At 59.2% G+C, this 16485-nt stretch carries 18 protein-coding genes; 6 read left to right on the plus strand and 12 right to left on the minus strand.

Annotated features, from left to right (window positions below; translation table 11 throughout):
* Positions 1 to 201 precede the first annotated feature (201 nt).
* Positions 202 to 981 (plus strand): hypothetical protein, encoded by a 780-nt coding sequence (locus M0D68_RS33775; protein WP_266226627.1) that lies wholly within the window; start codon positions 202 to 204, stop codon positions 979 to 981.
* A gap of 24 nt (positions 982 to 1005) precedes the next feature.
* On the opposite strand, the gene M0D68_RS33780 is transcribed toward M0D68_RS33775, so the two are convergent.
* Positions 1006 to 2115, minus strand: coding sequence for an asparaginase (locus tag M0D68_RS33780; protein WP_266226629.1), 1110 nt, complete (start codon positions 2113 to 2115; stop codon positions 1006 to 1008).
* A 148-nt stretch (positions 2116 to 2263) separates the two neighbouring features.
* A complete protein-coding gene (locus M0D68_RS33785; protein ID WP_266226630.1) occupies positions 2264 to 3184 on the minus strand; it encodes a LysR family transcriptional regulator in 921 nt (306 codons plus the stop codon).
* A gap of 124 nt (positions 3185 to 3308) precedes the next feature.
* Between M0D68_RS33785 and M0D68_RS33790 the strand changes: the two genes are divergently transcribed.
* Complete coding sequence (locus M0D68_RS33790; RefSeq protein WP_266226631.1) at positions 3309 to 4220, plus strand: DMT family transporter; 912 nt, start codon at positions 3309 to 3311, stop codon at positions 4218 to 4220.
* A 45-nt stretch (positions 4221 to 4265) separates the two neighbouring features.
* Here the strand turns inward: M0D68_RS33790 and M0D68_RS33795 are convergent, their stop codons facing one another.
* The 6 genes from M0D68_RS33795 to M0D68_RS33820 all read right to left on the minus strand — a co-directional run bounded on the left by M0D68_RS33795 (position 4266) and on the right by M0D68_RS33820 (position 10529).
* Positions 4266 to 5513 (minus strand): amidohydrolase family protein, encoded by a 1248-nt coding sequence (locus tag M0D68_RS33795; protein WP_266226632.1) that lies wholly within the window; start codon positions 5511 to 5513, stop codon positions 4266 to 4268.
* A 62-nt stretch (positions 5514 to 5575) separates the two neighbouring features.
* A complete protein-coding gene (locus tag M0D68_RS33800) occupies positions 5576 to 6883 on the minus strand; it encodes an MFS transporter (protein WP_093646641.1) in 1308 nt (435 codons plus the stop codon).
* A gap of 204 nt (positions 6884 to 7087) precedes the next feature.
* Positions 7088 to 8032, minus strand: coding sequence for a LysR substrate-binding domain-containing protein (locus M0D68_RS33805; RefSeq protein WP_093646638.1), 945 nt, complete (start codon positions 8030 to 8032; stop codon positions 7088 to 7090).
* Between the two features lie 109 nt (positions 8033 to 8141).
* Positions 8142 to 9404, minus strand: a complete 1263-nt coding sequence (locus M0D68_RS33810) for an MFS transporter (protein WP_175054312.1) — start codon at positions 9402 to 9404, stop codon at positions 8142 to 8144.
* Positions 9405 to 9569: 165 nt separating this feature from the next.
* A complete protein-coding gene (locus M0D68_RS33815; protein ID WP_266226635.1) occupies positions 9570 to 10142 on the minus strand; it encodes a hypothetical protein in 573 nt (190 codons plus the stop codon).
* A gap of 48 nt (positions 10143 to 10190) precedes the next feature.
* Positions 10191 to 10529 (minus strand): hypothetical protein, encoded by a 339-nt coding sequence (locus M0D68_RS33820; RefSeq protein ID WP_266226637.1) that lies wholly within the window; start codon positions 10527 to 10529, stop codon positions 10191 to 10193.
* A 147-nt stretch (positions 10530 to 10676) separates the two neighbouring features.
* Here M0D68_RS33820 and M0D68_RS33825 point away from each other — a divergent pair, with 147 nt between their 5' ends.
* The 4 genes from M0D68_RS33825 (at position 10677) to M0D68_RS36665 (ending at position 12994) form a co-directional block, all read left to right on the plus strand.
* The gene (locus tag M0D68_RS33825; protein ID WP_266226639.1) at positions 10677 to 11351 is read left to right on the plus strand and encodes a hypothetical protein; all 675 of its coding nucleotides are present in this window, start codon (positions 10677 to 10679) and stop codon (positions 11349 to 11351) included.
* 193 nt (positions 11352 to 11544) lie between these two features.
* A complete protein-coding gene (locus tag M0D68_RS33830) occupies positions 11545 to 12087 on the plus strand; it encodes a hypothetical protein (protein WP_266226640.1) in 543 nt (180 codons plus the stop codon).
* A gap of 165 nt (positions 12088 to 12252) precedes the next feature.
* A complete protein-coding gene (locus tag M0D68_RS33835; RefSeq protein WP_266226642.1) occupies positions 12253 to 12471 on the plus strand; it encodes a DUF6434 domain-containing protein in 219 nt (72 codons plus the stop codon).
* Positions 12472 to 12664: 193 nt separating this feature from the next.
* A complete protein-coding gene (locus M0D68_RS36665; RefSeq protein ID WP_367619321.1) occupies positions 12665 to 12994 on the plus strand; it encodes a DUF6678 family protein in 330 nt (109 codons plus the stop codon).
* A 138-nt stretch (positions 12995 to 13132) separates the two neighbouring features.
* Here the strand turns inward: M0D68_RS36665 and M0D68_RS33840 are convergent, their stop codons facing one another.
* The 4 genes from M0D68_RS33840 to M0D68_RS33855 all read right to left on the minus strand — a co-directional run bounded on the left by M0D68_RS33840 (position 13133) and on the right by M0D68_RS33855 (position 16392).
* Positions 13133 to 13606 carry a hypothetical protein gene (locus tag M0D68_RS33840; protein ID WP_266226643.1) on the minus strand — a complete coding sequence of 158 codons (474 nt, stop codon included), beginning with the start codon at positions 13604 to 13606 and terminating at the stop codon, positions 13133 to 13135.
* A gap of 406 nt (positions 13607 to 14012) precedes the next feature.
* Positions 14013 to 14573 carry a hypothetical protein gene (locus M0D68_RS33845; protein ID WP_256456287.1) on the minus strand — a complete coding sequence of 187 codons (561 nt, stop codon included), beginning with the start codon at positions 14571 to 14573 and terminating at the stop codon, positions 14013 to 14015.
* A 134-nt stretch (positions 14574 to 14707) separates the two neighbouring features.
* Positions 14708 to 16147 carry a hypothetical protein gene (locus M0D68_RS33850; RefSeq protein WP_266226645.1) on the minus strand — a complete coding sequence of 480 codons (1440 nt, stop codon included), beginning with the start codon at positions 16145 to 16147 and terminating at the stop codon, positions 14708 to 14710.
* A 14-nt stretch (positions 16148 to 16161) separates the two neighbouring features.
* Entirely contained in the window at positions 16162 to 16392 is a 231-nt protein-coding gene (locus M0D68_RS33855) for a hypothetical protein (RefSeq protein ID WP_256456285.1), read from the minus strand.
* Between the last annotated feature and the right edge of the window lie 93 nt (positions 16393 to 16485).

Consider the following 16485-nt stretch of genomic DNA (forward strand, 5'->3'; position numbering starts at 1 on the left):
CAAAGAAAGTAAGTGCCGCCCCGCACAGGGGCAACGCTAATAGACCACTAACAATACAAGGAAAGGCACCAAAGCCAGAACAAGGAAAGCCCAAAGCCCTAAGAACACTGACAAACAACCGCCCCGCAGGGAAAAAACCATAAACCCCAATTTCTATGTGACCATACCCAAACTAGAACCCGCACGGAGTGCAACAAAAAAATGCAACACCCTGACCCACTCCATCCCCTTCGCCCCTTCCTGAAAAACTTCGTGTGGGAACACGGCCACATCGGCACTCGCTACCTCAACTGCGCCACCGGCGAAATCAGCTTCGATGACGGCAAAAAATCCCGTTTCGCAGCAGAAAAATACCTCTACGTCCCGCTCGACAAAGACGCCACCGACGACCCACTAGCCACCGGCCCCGCAACCCAGGACGCCGCCCTCGCCCGCTTCCTCCGCGCCGCGCAACTCGGCAAACCCGAAGAAGCCGGCTCCGCCGCCGAAGTCCAACGCGCCGTTCATGATTGTCTCGACCTGGCAATCTTCAGCGCCTATCAGCACGACGCGCTGCAAGCAGTCGACCACTACACCCAAGAAGCAATGTTCGACGACGAAATCCGTGCGGCGCTCGTCGACGATATTCGACGGGTCTACACACCCATGCGCGAACAATTGGCGCTCTATGACTTCACCGTGCTGCACAGTCTGCCCACGCCGCTTCTCTTCAGCGATTCACCCTTCATCGACTGGCGAGTGCGCGTCAAACCCGCCATGCCGTTCGTCTCGCTGCCCCTCGGGCCCTATTCATTGCTGGTCGGCACGCCGTCCGGAAGAACCAGTCGCGCCGCACCCGTCGCGTGGAAAACGGCCGTGTCGATGGGCGTGCTAAAAGATCACAATCGCCTGATGGCCGAGCGCGCCCGTCTGTGGATCGTGGCCACCAGCGATGATCAGCTGATCGCCATACAAGATCGCTTCAAGAAAGATGACGCGTAACCCGCTGCAGCGCCCCGCATAGCTTCACGCCTCGCGGTGTGAATGCGCTTCAAGCGCAAGCGAAAAGGCCATGTGGCCGATTTCGATGCCCATGGTATTGATCATGCGCGGCTTATGAAACGCGTCTAGTTGCGCACGTTGCTCAGGGCTGCCGATATCGAGTCGCGCGAGCAGTTCAGCAACGGTTGCATACAGCACGCCAATGTTGCCGTCCTCCACCTTCACCGCAATGCCTAGCGCACCGTTGGCGCCGAGCTGCTTAGTTTGCCGGGACGCACGCACGCCGATCGCGTAGCTACCGTCGGCGCCGACCTTGCCGATCAGCGCGCCATCGAACGCGCGCATCAAGGCGGTGCAGAAACGCCCCTCGCCTGCTACCCACTCCGGATGCGCGGCCATCGCACGATAGATGCGTGCGAGCGCAGCGGTGCGTGGCGATATGGAAGAAGGAATGGACGAAGAAGCCGCGGACGAAGCCGAAACCTCATCCTCCGCGGCAGCGAGCTTCGCGAACAGCCGGGCGAGTCGGTCGAGGGGGAACGCCGGCGTCGGCAGATTGCACCCGTCGATCGACCATTGCACCGCATCGTCCGGCAAGTCGCATACCTCGGCGACGGTATGCTTCACGCGCACCTGTAGCGGGTGCTCCGGCAGTTCATAACCCCTTACTGCCGCGCCGATCGAACGCGCCCCGGCCAGCATGCCGGCGTGCTTGCCCGAACAATTGCTGCACACGGCATCCGGCTTGAAGTCGCGCTTCAGCCAGTCGACGTACACCGCGTCGGACAGCGGGGGATGGCCGCCGCAACGCAGATCGGCTTCGCTGACCTGTGCCTTGGTCAACATCTGTCTCGTGCGTTCGATGTGGCGCGGCTCGCTGCTATGCGAGGCGCACATGAGTGCAAGATCCGTTTCGTCGAAACCGAAACGCTCGAGCGCGCCCGTCTCGACTACCGCCAAAGCCTGTGCCGGTTTTGCCGCTGAGCGCGCCAGCGTGATACGCGACGGATCGCCGAATGAATACAGCAGGCGGCCATCGGCCTGAACCACCGCGACATGGGCGATATGTGTATTCTCTATCGCTTCGCCGCGATAGACAGTCGCCGCAATCGGCCCGGTTTCACGCAAAGTCATGTTCGTTCTCCTCCTGATCGCGTCGGTCGTCGCGATCGTTATCAATCATGGTGACGCGAGCGATTCTACGTTCGTCTTTCGCTCAATCCAAATCTCCGTTGGCCGGCCACGGCATGCAAACGACTTACGCGACGCGATAAGCCAGTGCTTAAGCCGCTTCGTGAATATGCTCGACAAGATAGTCGATGAGCGCTCTCACCTTCGGCGGCAAGAAACGGTTCGGTGGATACAGCAGCCACACCGACCCCACGTAAGCGCGCGCTTCGAGATTCCAGTCGGGCAACACCTGTACGAGTTCGCCGCTGAGCAATGCATCCGTGGCGGCAAACTCGGGCAGGTTCGCGATGCCGAAATTCTGCTGTGCGGCTTCGAGCCGTGCGCCTGCATGATTGGCGATGTAACGCCCTTTCACGTCGACGGTTTGCGTCTCCGTGCCACGGCGAAAGCGCCAGCGGTTGTCGTCGGCAGTTTCGCCGAGGTAGATGCAATCGTGCTTGAGGAGATCGCGCGGTTGCACCGGCGTGCCGTGCTCACGCAAATAAGCCGGCGATGCAACCAGCAGCCAGCGCACGGTCCGCAGCCTGCGTCCCGCGAGCCCTTGCGGAGGATGCTCGGTCAGGCGGATCACCAGATCGACATCGTCGGCAAGCGGATCTACGTCGTGATCGGTGAACAGCAATTGCAGGTCGACTTCGTCGTAGGCGCGCAGAAAGCCGGGGATCAGCGGATGAATCACGGTCTTCGCGAACGCGGTGGGCGCGCTCACGCGGACTTTGCCTTGCGGCCGCGCCGCCAGTTGCCCGGCGGCATCCACCGCGCCCGATGCCGCGCTCAACATGTCGCGGCAGAAACGCGCCACCTGTGCACCGGATTCCGTGACCCGCACCGTGCGCGTGGACCGTTCGAGCAGGCGTGTCGCCAACGCGTCCTCGAGCCGTTTGATCTGACGGCTGACCGTGGACGGCGTACTGCCGAGCTGACGTGCGGCGACCGAAAAATTGCCGGCATCGACGACGCGCGCGAAAACCGCCATATCCGGCAGCAACGCAAAAAGATCGGTTGGGTTCATCGTCGGGCGCTCGCGGGGTTTGAGCCGATTGATGCATCTGAAACATAAATGCTATGCGCAGCGACCCGATTATCGCCTTACAGGCAAAGTTCGACAATATGCGCTCATCTGCACGAGGTCCGCCATGTCGAAACAAGAACGCCTGCTTCTGCTCTCCGATCTGATGCTGCTAGCGGTTGCCGTGGTGTGGGGCACCAGTTACGGCGTCGTCAAAAGCGCCCTGGTGTTCTATCCAGTTTTGGGTTTGCTCGCGATCCGCTTCGGCATCACCTTCTTGATCCTGTCGCCCGCCTTGCGTCATTTGCGCGCCGCCGATGCTCGCACGCTGCGCGGCGTGCTGATCGCGGGCGCCTTGCTGCTCGGTATCTTTCTCTGCGAGACGTTCGGCATTCTGCTGACGCGCGCGGCCAATGCAGCGTTTCTGATCAGCTTATGTGTGGTGCTGACGCCGCTCGTCGAATGGTGGCTGCTCAAGCGCAAGCCGACTCGCATCGAATGGGCGGCGGTCGCGCTTTCGCTATTCGGCGCCTGGCTGCTAGCGGGGGATGGCGCGCTGAGTTTCAATCCCGGCGACGCGCTGATTCTGCTCGCCGCGCTGCTGCGCGCGCTGAACGTGTGCGTGACTAAACGTGTGATGCGCGACTCCGCGTTGCCGCCTTTGTCGGTGACGGCGGTTCAGTCAGGCGTGGTGGCATTTGGCAGCGCGGCGGTGGCGGTGCTGTTTGTGCCGCAACAGTGGCAACCGCTGCCGTCGCTTGCCGGGCATGCTGTGTTCTGGGGCTACATCGGCTATCTGGTGATCGCGTGTACGCTGTTCGCCTTCTTCGCACAGAACTTTGCGATCAAACGCAGCAGCCCAACGCGCGTGTCGTTGCTGATGGGCAGCGAACCCGCCTTTGGTGCGCTGTTCGCGTGCATCTGGTTAGGTGAACGGATTTCGACGGCGGCATGGATCGGCGGTGCGTTGATCGTTGCGGCATCGGTTCTCGCGACTGTGCGATGGACCGCATTGCGTGTGAGCGCGGCGCAGGCCTAGAGATTTTCCGAGGCCCGCGCCGATCGCTGCACACGCATCTGCCGACTAGCGCGACGCGACCGTGCCCCGCTCGCTCACCACCTCGCCATGCTGCAAGACATACTCGAGGCGCTCGCCCTGCCCGGTCAACACGCCGATATCCTTGAGCGGATTACCGTCGACCACCAGCACGTCGGCGATTGCCCCCGCTCTGATGACGCCGAGCTTGCCGCTCCGATCGACGATATCGGCCGCAATCGTGGTGGCCGAACGCAATGCTTCCAGATTTCCGAGCACCTCGGCGCGAATGCGCAATTCGTCGCTCTGGAACGTATGCATTTCGCCGAGCAGGTCCGAACCGAATCCCATCGGCACACCGGCATTTGCATAAATCTGCAGCGAGTCGCGCCCCGCTTGCCGCACGGTCTCGACCTTGGCAATCGAATCGGCAGGCAAGCCGTAATCGGCGCCGTGTTTGGCCAACGCGTCGTAGGTGACCAGCGTGGGCACGACGAACGCGCCGTGCTCGCGCATCAGTTTTGCAGCGGCTTCGTCGACCAGGTTGCCGTGCTCGATCGTGCGCACGCCGCAGCGAATCGCACGCGAAATCGCGCGGCCAGTGTAAGCATGCGCCATCACGTATGTGTTGGCTGCTTCCGCTTCGGCGACGATCGCGCGGATTTCGTCCTCGGAATATTGCGTGTTGCTGATCGGATCGGTCGGCGAAGCGACACCGCCGGATGCCATGATCTTGATCTGCGTCGCGCCCTTCTGAATCTCTTCACGCACGGCAAGCCGCACCGCATCGACACCGTCAACCACTCGCGCAATTGCCCCGGCGCGAAAGGCGCATGAACAGGGCTCGAGTACATCGCCACGCGGACGGAAATCGCCGTGACCGCCGGTTTGCGACAACGCCTTGCCCGACGGAAAAATACGCGGCCCCGGAATCAATCCGCTCTCCAGCGCCTGCGTCAAGCCCCAATCCGCGCCGCCCGCATCACGCACCGTCGTAAAGCCGCGGCCGAGCATCGCCTTCAGGATCGGCAGTGCGCGAATAGCGGTGAGGATATTCGGCTGCGTCGCATTCACACCAAGATTGGCGCGCGAAGCCAGCACGTGCACGTGACAATCGATCAGACCGGGCATCACCGTCTTGCCGCGTGCATCGATTGCGCGCGCATTCGGCAGATCGACAGGACGATCGGTGACTTCGACGATATAGCCGTTTTCGATCACGACGTGATGATGTTCGAGCAACACACCCTGGACCAGATCGAGTACGTTGCCGCCGCTGATTACCGTAATGCTCATTGATATCTTCCTGACTGAATGAAGGAATCCGTCCGGTTTTTGTTCGCCGGACGCGCTGCCGCTCAGGCGTGGCTACGGCGCGGATCGCGCACATAGAACGTGCCGACAAGGCTGATGGTCGCTGCAATCATCACGTAGATCGCGGGCGCCATATTGCTGCCCGTCGACGCGATCAACCACGTGATGAAGAACGGTGCGAATCCGCCGAAAATCGTCACCGCGAAGTTGTACGCAACGGAAAGACCCGTCGACAAAACCTTGGTCGGAAACAGCTCGGAGAAGGCCGCGAGAATCGGGCCGGTGTAGGCGGCGATCAGCAAGCCGAACACGCCCTGAAACACCATCAGCGAGACCAGCCCAGGCGCGCTGTTGATGTAAGCGAACATCGGCCAAGCGAGCACCAGGATCAATGCCGCGGCACCAGAGAGGAAGCGGCGGCGGCCGAAGCGGTCAGCGAGCTTGCCGACCACCGGCGAGAAACACATGATCATCAAGCCACCGAACATGCCGGCACGAAAGCCCATCGATTGCGGCAGATGCAGCGTGCGCACCGAATAAGTCGGCATATAGAACAGCAGCACGTAGGTGCACACCGTCCACAAAATCACCATCGAGAAACTCGCGAACGTCTCGCGCGGAAAGCGACGGAACACTTCCGCGAGCGGCGAATCGCTTTTGGCTTCTTCCGTAACCGCGCTGAACGCCGGTGTTTCGTCCATGCGGCTGCGAATGAAATAGCCGACCGGTCCGATCAGAATGCCGATGAGGAACGGCATTCTCCAGCCCCACGAATGCAGCGCATCGGCGCTCAGACTCGACGTTACAAAAGTGCCGACCCCGGCCCCCAGCAGCACGGCAAAGCCGATGCTCGACTGAATCCAGCTCGAATAGAATGCGCGCTTGCCCGCCGGCGCATATTCGGTGAGAAACGCGGTGGCGGTGCCCATTTCGCCGCCAGCCGAAAAACCTTGCAGCAAGCGGGCGACCACGATCAGCACCGGCGCCCACAGACCGATCTGGTCATAGGTCGGCGCGAGGCCGATGAGTGCGGTGCCGCCCGCCATCAGCAGAATGGTCAGCGAGAGCGCCGCTTTTCGTCCGACTTTATCCGCGTACACGCCGAGCACCATGCCGCCCACCGGCCGCATGAAAAAGCCTACGCCGAACGTCGCGACGGCGAGTAGCAACGAGGTCAGTTCATTGCCGGTCGGAAAGAATAGCTTGGCGATGATCACCGCGAAAAAACTATAGACGGTGAAGTCGAACCACTCGAGCCCGTTGCCGAGCACAGTGGCGATAATCGCGCGGCGCCGCTGCTGCGCGAGCGAATCCACGGATATCGCGACGTTGGATGAAAGCGTTCCTTGCATGGTCTCTTTCCTTATCAGGCTGCTTGTGCCGCTATTGATGCGGCTGCTGCGTGGCTACGGGTCGGGCGAGCGTTTGCCAGCAAGGCGGCACGTCGGAATCGAACGTCGCCTCTGCATGCATAAAGCCGATCGTAGAGAGACCTGATTTGTTTTCGAAACGAAAGATTCGCATGCACGCATGCGCGTAGCGCATGCGAAAGGCAGTCAGGTTGCGCGTGTGTTGCTCGTCTCAGCGAGTGTTTGCCCGCTTGCCTGCGCCTCTGCCTGCTCGAAAAGCCAGCGCGTAAACAGGCGCGCCGCCTGGTTCTCAGCGCGGTCGTTTGGCGACACGACGTAGTAGCCGCCACCGTGGCTCGCCGATGCTCGCGTGGCGCGCACCAGCAGCCCCTCGTTCAGACACGCATCAATCATGTGACGCCAGCCGAGCGCGACACCCTGGCCGAGAATCGCCATCTGCACGAGTTGCGGATAGTGATTAATGACGACCGACTGTGGCGAGCCAGGCATCTGCACATTGTTAAGCCGGAACCATTCGGGCCACGACATCCATTGCCGCTGGCCGTCTTCCTGCATCAGCAATGTTTCATGCGCGAGATCGGCGGGCTCCAGCACGCGGCCGGCGAGATATCCGGGTGAACATACCGGGTACACGTCTTCGTCGAAAATGCGGCGGGCGGTGAAATGCGGCTCGGCGTGCTGGCGGATGTAGTACAGACCTACGTCGAATTCCGCGGGCGACAAAGATGCGAGCCCGTCGCGCACGATCATCCGGATCTTCACGTTAGGATGGGCGGCGCGAAACGCACCGAGGCGAGGTGTAAGCCACAACACCGCCACGCCCGACGAACACGCGATCGTCAACTCCAGATCGCCGTATCGCTTCATCACGTCGAGTGTGGCTTCCGAGCAATTGGCAAGCAGCCACTGCACATGCTTCGCGTAACGTTCGCCGGCGATCGTCAACCGTAGGGCGCGATGTTCGCGCACGAAGAGCGAGCGGCCGAGGAAGTCTTCGAGCTGCGCAATCTGGCGGCTGACCGCGCTTTGCGTCAGATGCAGTTCTACGGCCGCTTTAGTGAAGCTGGCATGGCGTACGGCCGACTCGAACGCGATCAGGCATTGAAGCGGGGGTAAAGGGGCGATCCGCATGATGAAGGTGGCCGAGTGAGGTTGCCACCATCATAGCGGGTCGAAGCACACGTCGAATCACGCGTGCGATGCAGCGCGCAATTGCAGGGTTTCGCCTCCAACGTTGCGATCAATGACTGGGCGCCAACGCCTCTTCCCGCTCCAGCGAACGCGTGTGCTTGAGTTCCGGAAAAAATCGCATCCACAGCAGGGCGACGGCAATCGTTGCGATGCCGCCCACCAGTACCGCCGGTTGCGCGCCCCACCACCCTGCCGTCACACCGGATTCGAATTCACCCAGTTGGTTCGACGTCCCGATGAAAAGCGAATTGACCGCACTGACGCGACCCAGCATTTCGTCCGGCGTACGCAGTTGCACGAGCGACAGACGCACCACCACGCTGATGGTGTCCGATGCGCCCAGCACCATGAGCGCGAAGAGCGACAGGAAGAATTGATGCGACAAACCGAACACCACAGTCGCCGCGCCGAACGCAATCACTCCGCCGAACATCGCAGCGCCAGGCCGGTTGCGTAGCGGGAAATGCGCGAGCCAGATGGTGCCCGCGAGCGCGCCGATGGCGGTGCCTGAGCGCAGTAGGCCGAGACCGAGCGGCCCGGTATGCAGGATGTCACGCGCAAAAACCGGCAGCAGCGCTGTCGCGCCACCGAACAGCACGGCGAACAGATCGAGTGATAGTGCACCGAGTATCACGGGCTCCTTGCGGATGAAGGCGATGCCCGAGAACACCGATTCGAGCGTCACCGGCGCGCGGCTCGCCAGCTTGGCCTGCAACGGAATGGCCCACACAGTGGCAGCGGCGGCCGCGAATGACAGCGTGCACGCGAGGTAGGCCACGCCCGGACCGACACCGTACAACAGGCCGCCCAATGCTGGACCTGCGATCTGCGCGGTTTGATTTGCGGAGGTGGCCCATGCCGTCGCTTTGGGCAATTGTCCGCGTGGCACGACGCCCGGCAACAGCGATGCAACCGCAGGCGATTCGAAGGCGCGGGCCGCGCCCACGCATGCGGCCAGCACATAGATGACCGGCGCGCTGATCCATCCGCCGAAGGTGCCGAAGGCGAATAACAATGCAGCGACGCTTTCGAGGCTTTGACAGATGGCCGCGATCCGGCGACGGTCGTAGCGGTCGGCGACATGGCCGACTACGAGCGTCAGCACGAACATGGGTAGAAATTGGGCGAGGCCGACGAGGCCTAATGCGAAGGCGCTATGCGTGAGTGCGTAGATGTGCCAGCCCATGGCCACGGCGAGCATCTGGAACGACAGCGATGAGAGGATACGGGTACACCAGAAACGCTGGAATGCGGGGTGTTTTGGCAGACTGAAGTTAGGGTCGCCGGCGGGGTCGGCTGGGGGTATGGGCATTGGGTTCTTGCTCTCTACTGGGCGGGCTGGGGCGGCAGGTAGTTTAGAGCAAGTTTGTTTATTTTGTTTTTATGGGTATGCGGGGAATTTTTAGGTGCGGCGTTCGGATTTCGCGAGCGAGCCTGGTCGAGGCTCATCTGTAGATGGTGGCATGCGCTACGACGCTCAGTTCGTGGGTCTGGTTTCGTTGCCGATTGATAGAGAGTCGAACTCATTGGCCAACTCTGCGCCAAGAGTGGAATACAGATATGCCACTTGCGAAGCCTTCCGGTCGCTTAGACGGTCTACGTTAGCCAGCGCTGTGAGTGCTATCGAATGGTCCTCGCTGCCGTGCTGCGGCAATACGATTTTGAAAACGATGTTGAGCAAGCCCATGCCCTCCAGGCGGAAACACGTCACCCCCTCAAAAGTAACCGTTGCGCGTTCATTGCCTCGGTATAGGCCCAGCGTTAGCGTGCGCGGCTCGCTGTTGGGTCCGACCGCGACAATGTCTAGATACCAATCGTGGAACTGGCCGAACTGCTCGAGTGTTTCTGCAATTGTCATGGAAACCCTATGGAAGTATTGAAATCGGCCAGCCCTGATCGCGACTGGCACCGTCCCAGTTGTGCGCGTGCGGATTGGGATTTCGGTAAGATTGCTTTCAGCTTCGGTCAGAGACGAAACGGCTCCGTTGGCATAGCGAGCAGCAACCGGCCAGTTGAGGTCGTCGGCGCCGCGTGGATGGATCGTCAACAATCACATGTCTTATGTGGCGCTTGTTTGTCGATCGATACAGTTGAGAATTTATTGTCCAAGCAGAGTGAGATCTTCCCAGACATCCTCGTATCCTTCGGCAATGAGAAATCTCCAGCCCGGCGGCAGAGCCAGATATGGCAGCGCAAGCGGCGCCCACTCCTTGAGATGTTCGCCGTGCAACGGGACGAAGAAGTCGGGATCCTGTGAAAATGTTTCGCCCGCCCAGATGAACCAGCCGTTAGTGCCACGATCCGCATTGATTCTCATGCCGTTCAGCGGGCGGACTCCGCTCTTCACGTTCAAGGACACACCCAATTTCAGATGCATGTCGCAGGCGGAGAATTGAGTACGGAATCGTTGGCAAACTGCGCGTTGTTGTTCGTGCAATTTCGGGTCCCTTCAAATACAAAACGCCATATCGTTAAGATACGCCATCCTGCCAAGAAGCCGGCATTTGAGCAACGGCCGCAGACATCGGGCAAATTCCGCCCGGCCCGAAGCGGTCACTCGCATTAGATATTGGAATCGTCGACTATGGAACCGCATACCATCGAGTCTCCATGTGGCTCAAGCGGCACGACCGCTATTCTTTTGGCTGCCCCTCTTATGCAACAAATTCTTCGATCTCTTTTCGCTCGACGCAAATATGATCACGCGACAGACGGTCCGAAGAACGATGTTCTGGACGTGGAGATCCGTTCTGTTGCAATGCTTATCGATGATCACGTAGCGTTTGGCGCGCTTGCAACTGAGGTTGCTGGACAAGTAGGCCCGGACGCTATTGCCGTGCTGATATCCCGACTTCATACGCCTGCGTCGCCAGTACCGACAGGGTTCGAGTCTCGCGAGCGAGGTCTGGGGGGATGGCTGGCTGCCTCGCAATTCGCCATCTTTGAAATTCTGTTCCAGTGCGGCGAGTCTGCTCTCGGCGTTCTTCGTGAAATCGCTTGGGGAGAATATGACTGGACGCAAGGTAACGCGATCGAGATACTGGTTCGCCTGGCAGCTAAGAGAATCGGGCGAGAACGCACGATTGCAGATATCCATCATGAATTCGCGCGTGTTTCCGATGAGGCAAAGCGATACGCAGTAGGCCCCCTTTTGCATCGTGCAAGATTCGAACCCGAAGTCGCCGTAATCTTGAACGAGTTAAACAGCGTGCCCGACTGGCGTGAAGTCGTACGCGAGGTGGACGGTTGGGAGGGTTAAGGCCCCAGTGACCGTCAATCGAACATTCCTCTGGATAAGCCGTTATGAGTGTCCCCGTACTGTGGACGCAGACGACCGCTCGGTTTCGATATGAGACGATCGTGATCTGTTTCAGTGCATCCAGGAACGGCCGTTCGACACCGATACGCGAATGATCGACAATCGAGGTTAATCCGGCAGATGACAAATTCAAATGCAAATAATTGACACGCAATTTGGTACAGTCAGCATTGTGAACGAGCTTGCCTATTCATTTGACTCGAAAGACAATGTGCGGACGTACGGGCGTGAGGTACTGCTTACGCGAAACCAGCCAACTTCTGTTCACGGGATAGCGCTGAACGCCACCGGAATAATAGTCGTTGGCGCGGACGGAGGATGCTCATCCGTGCATGATCGTTCTGCGCTGGTGCTCAATGACAAGCTATACCTCGCAGTCGGAGATCACGCTGCTTGCCTTTCGTTGTCATCGCCCCATGGGTTGGTATGGTCAACTCGAGTCGATATGGCAACGTGCTTCGGTCTCCACTGGGAAAGTAGTCGAGGCTTCCTCATTTCACACGGAGAGCTGGAGATTTCCCGGCTCTCGTTAGAAGGAGATCTGGTTTGGCAGGCGTCTGGCGCCGACGTTTTTTCTGAAGGTTTTCGCTTGCTGCCCGACTATATCGAAGCCGTGGATTTCAACGGAAGTCTATATTGGCTTGATTACGTGACCGGTGAAGTATTAGTTAGCTAGCATCTCTGGTTGGTGTTGGATGGTTGCTTTCGGAAAACGCGAACGGTCCTTGGAGGTCATCCTCTGCCGATCGCAAGCAGGCACAAGCTGGTTGGGGACGCGTTCGAGAGGTTTTCTCAATCCGTTGAGCATCAGTTCGTCGCGCAACGATAAGGAAGAATCCTGATGAACTTCGATTGGCATGGCGGGCATATAACGAGGACCACACCGGTCGACACGGCCTACAGAAATACACAGAATGTGCGTCGCTTTCTGATCGTTGAGTGTGGGCCGGACTTCAAATTCGATCGGGACTTCATGGCATGGATTCGAAACGGAACGCACAAGAGTATCGGTGACGTTGCCGACGAATGGTCCCGACGGCGGCGGGATCAGTTTGCCTAAGCAAGACAGTATTGGCGCGAGGCACAGCGCGTCGTTGAAGACAGGGTACGGTCAGGAGCGGCCGTTCGCCTATGCGGCAACGTTTGGCCAAGCAGGGTATTCACCGAGGAACGCCATGACTGACCAGAAGCTTGGATGGAGGCCAAAAACAATGCCGCGTCCGACGCCCACCGAGGCGAAGCGGCTCGCGACAATGCTCAGCCGAGGCGAGCTTTACCCTGTTATGAATCACACGAAGTGGGCCGAACTCCGCGCAGCGATGTTGTCCGCGTCGCGCGAAATGGCGCTTCAGTTCAGAGGTCGCAGCGTATTCGCCCCTCCTGGCTTTTGCACCGAATGGGACGGAGAGTTCTACTATCACCTTCAACCTGTCGCTGACCTCGAATGGATCGAACTTCGGTCGAAGTCGGAAGTCTGGCTCCGCGATACTTTGCGACGCTGGAGTATTCCGTACTCCGTGGAGGCGGGTGTAATCCGAGTCTGGGGCTATACGCGGCCAGGGACCCAACCGCAATGGCAATAGGTGCCGTCACTTTCGGACACTCGGCACTGCGGGCTGGATTGCTGACAATCGCCGTTAGCCTTCAGCCTGTCACCCGTAACATGCTGTCCTACTGTTAGATGCTTCAAAGCCGTGCTGGCAACTCCGAAACAGAGCTCTTTAAAAGATCACATAATCCTCCAGGTTGGCACCCGATGATTCCTCGACCAACGCACACGGCCAGCGTCCCCGTTCATACCATACAAGCTGAGCTGAAAGATCGGCTGGAAGCAGAATTCCAGACGCGTCATGAAGCTGCTCCAATGAAAAGATCCATGCGGCGCTCCATGCTGCTGTCGTGGGCGCGTGCCAGCCGTCCTCGTCAAAATCATAGGGAATGAGTGTCTTCACGTGTTCCACAACAAGCCTCAGCGAAGCATTCCATTCCTTTTCCCCCGAGGATGGAACCAGGATGTCGTGCAATTCCTGCTGTCGGATTGCAATCGCAAGCGACCTTGAATTCTCAGGGCCAAACCATGCGTCCCATTGAGAGATACGCGGGTTACTGGTGTCCGCTATTGGAAGACCAACGTTGCTGAATAGCGGTATACCTACGATACGACTTTTTAGTTTCCGAAGATTGGACGATTCCATGATTGGCTCCACGCTAAACGTTCAATGTGCCGTCGCACACGCGGTCTTAGGCAATGCCCCATTAGGTACTCAAGTTATCGAGTTCGATGATCCCGTCGCTGCAATATAAATTGGGGTGGTGCAGCCATTCGGCGCCTTGGCTGCTTGTCTCGCACTAGGCTACTGACCCCATCCGGAGCTGACAGCCCGTTCGATCAGCGAATCTTCACAGGAACGATGGCGTCATTCTCGCCAGCCACGTCGATCGGGTCGATCTGCATGTCGATGTCCATACCCGCTTCATCCATTCGGGATCTTGTCCGCAATCGCACCGATGCCGCAGATCATCTTCTCGCGCCAAAAGCACCGACGTCAGCGAGTTCTCGCCTACTTTCGACGCAGTGTGCACTCGCTGACGGTCGACCGTTTACTCCGCCTTCGCGGAACTCGCCGAATCGGTTTGAGCGGTTGGCGCGGAAGCCTCTTTCGGCGGCGCCTCTTCCTTGATCTCATAGGACGGGTCGCGCACCCAACGGCTCAGGTCCTTGCTGATCACGATGGTCGTGCGATCCAGAATCGAACAGCTTCCTTTGAACGCACCCCACATGCCACCGACCGACCAGCGATTTATCTTGGTGTGACGGATGACTTTGCCGTCTTCAATCAGATCTGCACTCACCGTCGTAGCCTTAGGGCCGCTCCACGCGCCGCCGCCGACGCCCAGTACATGGGTGATCTGCAATCTAAGAACCTTTGCACCGCCCGCGTCGGTTTGCGATGCGATCGTGCCGTCGCCAGTTCTGTTGAGCTTGCGGAGCGCCTCACCGACGTGGGTCGTGAGCATGTCTTCGATGTGGCATTCGTTTTTGATCTGATCGACGACGCTGGCATCCGGTGCGTAGGTGACCGGGGTTTCAAGTAAAACCTGACTGGCGGCGAAGGCGGAGGTCGTTGAGAGCCAGAGTGCAGTGAGGAGGAGTTTTTTCATAGTACGAGGTCTTCTGGCGTTGTGGTTTGGTATGGAGTTTCTGTTTGTGTGGTGGGATCGAATGCGTCAAACGCTGCAGGAGACACGGAGGCTAGCTCCCGCAGGCTTCAGGCATCAGTTCATCATCGACGCACTCACTGCAGCACGCGTTGACCGTAGATCCATTCGATACTGCCGTAAGGAGCAAGCTGGTTAAGTTCGACGAGCGCAGAGCTGGCTCCCGCCGAAGTTCCTTTAACGAACTTCCGGTACGCGCCCTGATAGAAAAGCACCTCGGCTCGAGCCTCTTGCTGGTCGACACCAGACATGCGAGCAAGAATTGCCGTCATTTCCAGCGCCGTCCCGTCCCCTCGCCACATACGCAGCAAGGTGCCGTAGTGACTGCTGTCATGCTCGGCGTAGTACGCTGCATCGTGCTCAAGCGCGGCATTGGCTAGCGATGGGTTCTGCGCTCTCGCCATGATGTACCGGTACAGCACTGCCCTGTACGCGAGGAAGCTCGGGCCTTCAAGGGGGGACTGCGCATCCGCCAGCGTATCAATGGCTTCTCGCCATTGCTCCAGCTGCATGTGCGCGAATGTGGCCGTGACGAATCCCTCTGTGTAGGTGCCTAATATCACGGACCTCTGCTCAGCGGGTTGGCTCGCAGCGCGTTTTCGCGTGTTGTCGATCTCGGGAGCGAGGAGCGTCAATGCGGCCTGCGGATCGTTCAGTGCGAACAGAATGCCCGCTTTCGTCGCGATCAGATCACCGTTGCTCCCTGTCTTCGCCAGGGACATCGCGCGATCGATAACCTCGAGCGCTTCCTTCGATCGACCGAGGGAATCGAGCGCGGCGGCCTCCTTTTTCATCGCCGACGCCTTGTCCGCGTCGGATGTTGCCACCGCCTCCTGTTGCCGCGCATCTTCGAGTTGCCGTTCATGGTCGGCTTCCAAGAAATTCTTCTTCACGTTGTCGAGCGCGAGATAGTCGCGTCCCTTCGGACATGCAACTGGGCGGCCCACGGGAGCAGGGTGATCCGGGTCCGTAATATCCATCACGCTTTGCGAGCAACTGCTCGTACCCTGGAAAGCAAAGTCAACGTGATATTTTCGCCCTTGTTCTGGTGTGAACGATGTGACAATCGGTCCGCATGAATCGGAATGGCGGTCCGGCACTTCAGCTCCGAACAGACCTTTCACCTGGACGGGTACGCCGGGCTCTACATATTGGCTCCGGGAGGTTTCGTTACGAAGCAGCGCCTTGTTAAGTTTCTCCGTCAAGCTCGCAATCCCCGGCAGCAGGACCTCCCTGCCACTGTGGAAAACGTGGCCGACAGGCTCGAAGCCGCTGCATGCCTGTGTCGACGTGCTCTTCCAAAACATGACGCCCATCGGCATTCCGCTGGAGGTGAACGTCAGCTTCGCTGCATTCGGGTCGGCGGCTCTTTCCGCTTGAAGTTGCCGAGCGCGTGTCTCTTGTTGCCGCGCGGCAGCCTGGTCCGCCGGAGTGCGTCGATGGGCGCAGCCGGTCAATGCGAGCATTGACGCGAGAGTGGTTGCGATGGTCAGTGTGGTTAGTGTTTTTTTTGACATTTGGTCTTATTACTTCACGTTGGTTGCAACTCGCCAAGTTCGGTCACATAACCCGCACCACGCTGCTGCGAGGCCAGTGCCGCTGCCTTCGCGGGATCGTTATCCGAGAGGCCTGCTGCGCACGCGACCAACGCACAAGCCGCATCAGCCAGCCTCTGCCGTCCGTCCGCTGTCCGACCCTCTTGCAGCTCCTCCAGTTTGTCCTTCTGTGATTGGTGCATCTTTTTGTTGTACAGGTCAGTCATCCTTTCGCCCGAATCTTGCGCGCAGAGGAAACTTCTGCGGCCATATCCAGTTGGCCAACACTATAAAGAATGATCCCAAGCCGGCCAACAGCA

Origin of the sequence: Paraburkholderia sp. SEWSISQ10-3 4, assembly GCF_030464785.1 — a bacterium.
Taxonomy (GTDB): Bacteria; Pseudomonadota; Gammaproteobacteria; order Burkholderiales; family Burkholderiaceae; genus Paraburkholderia; species Paraburkholderia aspalathi.